Below are 3,982 nucleotides of genomic sequence, written 5' to 3' on the forward strand. Positions count from 1 at the left end.
GAGAAGTTGGCGCTGTTGAAAATCGCGTTCTGCAGGCCCCCAGCCTTAAGCAAGGACTCCTGGCGACGGACCCCGGTGATGCCCGTCGCCGTGTCAGAGGCGGGGTTGAGAATGGCGGAATCGCGGATTTCTTTGGGCATGGCCGACCTCTCTTTAAGCGCGAATTAGTGGTATCCTGCGTTCGTTTTTGAACGCACCGCTTTCATAGCACATAAAACTAATGTACCAAAATGTCAAGAAAGTACAACTAAAAAGCGCTCCCCATTTCTGGAGAACTCTTCTACTATTCTGTTTGTTTGAGGATCGAACCGCAAGCCCAAACTTATACCCGTACATCCGACTCGGTCCACGCAGGGCAATTCAACGGGGTCCTCCTTCCGTGGTGCGCATCAGACGGGCGACGGTGGCGAACAGCACCTGGGTCTCGTAGGGTTTGGCCAGGAACCCCTGCACGATGCCATCGGCGAGCATGTGCTTGACCGCGTCACTGGACGTGTACCCCGAGGTAAGCAGAACAGGCAACATTGGGTATAGGCGCCGTACCTCTGCCAGGATCTCCTCCGTGGTCATTCCGGGCATCGTCATGTCCAGCAGGATGAGGTCGACGTCGCTACCGTGCGCCTCAAGTGCGTGCACCGCCGATGCGCCGTCGGCCGCTACAAGGACGTTGTACCCGGCACGTGACAGCAGGGCCTGAACGACGGCGCTGACGACAGGTTCATCCTCGACCACAAGCACCGTGCCGATGCAGGGACGTGCGACTGCCCGTCTGGCGACGGCCGCGGGTGGCAGCTGTCCGACCAACCGTGGCAGGTAGACCTCGAACAGTGCCCCCTGGCCCGGGTCCGACTGGACCGTGATCCATCCACCGATCTGGTGCGCCGCACCATACACGATGGAGAGGCCGAGGCCCGTGCCGCCACCTACGGGCTTCGTCGTAAAGAAGGGTTCAAAGATGTGTTGCAGGGCCTCAGGCGCGATCCCCGGCCCCGTGTCTGCGACGCTCAGCACGACGAACTCCCCGGTGCGGGCGAAGGGATGGGCCTGCACATAGGCCGCGTCGACGACCGTGTTCCGCGTGCCGACGGTGAGTGTGCCTCTGCCCTCCATCGAGTCGCGGGCGTTGACGCCCAGATTCAGGAGGATCTGTGTCATCTGGGACTGGTCCATGAAGACGTTCCAGACACCCGGCTGCAGCTTGTTGACGATGGTGACAGACGCTGGCAGGGACTGTGTCAGCACAGCCAGGGTCCGCTCGACCGATGCGTTCGTGTCGAGCGCGACAGGCTGGATCATGGCTCCACGGCTGAACGTCAGCAGCCCTCTAGTCAGATTCGCTGCCTCCTCGGCTGCAGTCCTGATGGCATCGATGTTCTCGCGCAATGGGTCATTCAGAGATATGCTTTCCTTCACGATGGCCACGTTGCCCAGGATACCGGTCAGCATGTTGTTGAAGTCGTGCGCGACGCCTCCCGCAAGTTCGCCAACGGCTTCCATCTTCTGGGACTGCAGCAGCTGCGCCTGCACCCGCTTGCGGTCGGTGATGTCATTGACGAAGACAAGGAATGACGTCTGACCGTCGCCTTGGAATCGCTGAAGATGGACTTCGACCGGGTAGGTTGTCCCATCCTTGCGCCGGTGGACAGTCTCGAAGACCAGCACTTCCCTGGTTCCGTCCCGCAGGGGCTGCAGCAGCTCCTCGAAGGAAGGTCTGGTGAAGGCAGGCTTGATGTCCAGCGGCGTCATCTGCTGCAGTTCCGCCAGGGAGTAGCCCAGGTTGTGGAGCGCGGCTCCATTGACGTAGACGAATTTCAGCGACTCTTCGTCAAAGACGTAGATCTCGTTCAGACTCCGATCGAGCATGCTGAGGTAGCGCTCCTGCTGTGACTGGGCGGTCTTGGTCTCCGTGATGTCGACGGCGTAGACACGCAGCGTCGCTGCTTCAGGCGGTGCCATGATCACCCTGTAAAAAGTGGCCTTGCCCAGAACCAACTCCTCGGCCTGGGGATACTGTTCACACTGCTGTCTCAAGCGTTCAAGCTGCTCGGCGTCCCCTGGTAGGAACTGGCGGACATCGGGGTCCAGACCCAGTCGTGCAAGCGTGGCCGTGGTTGCCGCGTTGGCGAATCGCACCACCCCGTCGGTTCCCATTTCGAGGACGGGGTACGGGTTCTGCGCGGGGAACGACGCCAGATGCGCCAACTGGCGCCCCATAGCCCTGCGCTCGGTGACGTCCTCCATCGTGACGTAGGCCTGGTAGGGACTGGTCTGGCCCGCGCGAAACTGTGGGATTGCGTTGACGTTGGCCCAGTGATAGGCTTGTTCGTGCTCGTTGAAGATGCCGATGATAACGTCATGGACTGCTTCCCCGGTGCGCATGGCCTGCACTGAGGGCAGGGCCTCGGCTGAGAACTCCGAGCCGTCCTCGTGGATGTTCCTCCACCATGGCTCCGTGGGGCGACGGGTCACGATCTCTCCCTGAGTGATTCCTAGCATACTGACGGCCGCCGGGTTGGCCGACATGATGACCCCGTCGGGCCCAAAGTACAGGACACCGATGCGCATCGACTCGAACAGTGTGCGGTACCGCTCCTCTGAAATCGCCAGGGCTTCTTCGGCACGCTTCCGGTTGGTGATGTCCTCGACGGATGCCATCGCGAAGTCGGGCGGGTCCCCCTTCGCCCACAACGGCGATATGGTGATGTTGACCCAGATGATGCCCCCGTCCTTGCGCACATAGCGTTTGACCTGAGCAAACGAGGATATCCGGCCGGACGCCAGCTCCTCCATTTTCCGAGGTGTCTCTGCCCGGTCGTCTGGATGCGTGATGGTCTGCAGGTTCATCCCGAGCAGCTCCTCGGGGGAGTACCCCAGCAGGTCAGCAAAGTGCTGGTTGAAGAGCACCAGGCGCCCCGTTCTTGCCTCCGCCTTGGCGACTCCGACTGCTGCCTGCTCGAACAGCGCCCTGAACTTACTCTCACTTTCGCGGACGGCGGCAGCCCCCTGCTCGCGCCGCAGGCGCTCCACCATCAGTGTGCCGTACGCGGCGGTCGCGATGGGAAAGACCACAAGGACTGGGAAGGTGATGCTGGCGATAATCTGGAGTGCAGTCTGCAGCGGCAGCGTGAATAGGAGAGCAAGCATGACCACGTGGACGACTAGCCCGAGGGAGTACAGTGTCCAGAACGAAAGGCTTGCCAGCTGGCGCTTCTGCGCACGCCGCCAGGCTAGTCCGATGGCTCCCGAGGCGACGATGAGCAAGACGCCCGTCCACATGCCGCTCCCGCCCAGGGCCATGCGGTATGCGGAGGTCATGAGAATCGCGATGATGGTCGGGATCGTGCCGAAGAACAACCCCGAGAGGGCCAGCAGGATGGACCGCGTGTCGAAGATAATGCCCGTTGCGAAGGTCCAGGGCATCAGCATGACAAAGATACCGATCGTGCCGATGGCGATACCGGTGATCACCTGCCGTATCCAGGACCTGGACACCCAGTGGAAAGCATTCAGCAGATCATAGACGTAGACCAACAACAGGAGCAGCGCGGTGTTGCAAACGAGCGCACCAAAGGGCCCACTTGTCATCAGGCACCTCCCGGCATAGCTAGGAAGCAGGCAGGGACTATCAGCGATTTAAGTGCCATGCCATACTGCATTGCACATCTCCCCTTGCACGGACCGTTGTCATGCAGCCCCGTTTGACCCATAATCCTACTTGTTACAGCATAGAAACTGGCAGCCGCAAGTCAAGCCGGGAGATGTGCCCCAGTATATCGTGTTCCCCCGGCGAGGGCACGCCTGGGCAGGAGGCGTTCCATGTGTCATTCCCCCCAAGTATTTCTTTTCAATACCCCTAAGCATTTCTTTTCAATGCGAGGGGCGTTCTGAGGTGTGCTTTCGGCGTATGCGGGAATCCAGTCTGGGGCCATGCGATTCCAGGGCAGGAGGCACGACCACATGGCAGCCATGCTTGTCACCCAGT

At 60.7% G+C, this 3,982-nt stretch carries 1 protein-coding gene; it reads right to left on the minus strand.

From position 1 onward, the window contains the following. Positions 1–360: 360 nt before the first annotated feature. Positions 361–3,585: a PAS domain S-box protein gene (locus tag SMC5_RS01240; RefSeq protein ID WP_119119268.1), complete on the minus strand. Its 3,225-nt coding sequence runs from the start codon at positions 3,583–3,585 to the stop codon at positions 361–363. Positions 3,586–3,982 lie beyond the last annotated feature (397 nt).

The sequence above is a fragment of the Candidatus Cryosericum odellii genome (assembly GCF_003570935.1).
Lineage (GTDB): Bacteria > Caldisericota > Caldisericia > Cryosericales > Cryosericaceae > Cryosericum > Cryosericum odellii.